The 755-nt window shown below is 74.0% G+C and carries 1 pseudogene; it reads left to right on the forward strand.

From position 1 onward, the window contains the following. Positions 1 to 755, forward strand: a pseudogene (locus tag LI92_RS24060) (hypothetical protein); the annotation flags it as partial.

Below are 755 nucleotides of genomic sequence, written 5' to 3' on the forward strand. Positions count from 1 at the left end.
TTGCCGCCGTCACCGCCGGCACCCGAAGCCGCCCGGGTCACCCCGTCGCCCTGCAGACCACCGAGGCCGCCGTTACCACCGTTACCACCGTCGGTGCCGGCAGCACCGTCGATGCTGAACGCGGTGCCCGCCGCACCCGCGGTGCCGTCCTTACCGTCACCACCGGCACCACCAACACCGGCAGTGCCGGCCGCAGCGCGGGTCACCCCATCGGCCTGCAAACCACCCAGGCCGGCGTTACCACCGACACCACCATCGCCACCAGAAGTCCCGGCCGCGGCAGTGCCATCCGTGGCGGCGTCGTAGCCGGCGCCACCGGCACCACCGTTGCCGCCCTTACCGGCCGTGCCATTAGCGCCCGAGGCGGCTTGGACGCCGCCACCGGAGAGGCCACCGGCGCCACCGGCACCGGCGTTACCACCATTGCCACCATTGGCACCGGCACCACCATCGGGGTGGACCGCGTTCCCGGCCTCACCGGCGCCACCGTTGGCACCGTCGGTACCCGAGCCGCCCTTACCGCCAACACCACCGGCACCGTGGGTGCCCGCGGTCGAGCCGGTACCGGCCACACCACCCTTGCCACCGGCACCACCATTGCCACCCGAGGTGCCCGCCGCCGCACCCGCGGACACCGCGTCGTAGCCGGCGCCACCGGCACCACCCTTGCCGCCGTCACCGCCGGCACCCGAAGCCGCCCGGGTCACCCCGTCGCCCTGCAGACCACCGAGGCCGCCGTTACCACCGTTACCACC

The organism is Mycobacterium sp. UM_Kg1 (assembly GCF_000972925.1).
Lineage (GTDB): Bacteria > Actinomycetota > Actinomycetes > Mycobacteriales > Mycobacteriaceae > Mycobacterium > Mycobacterium hiberniae.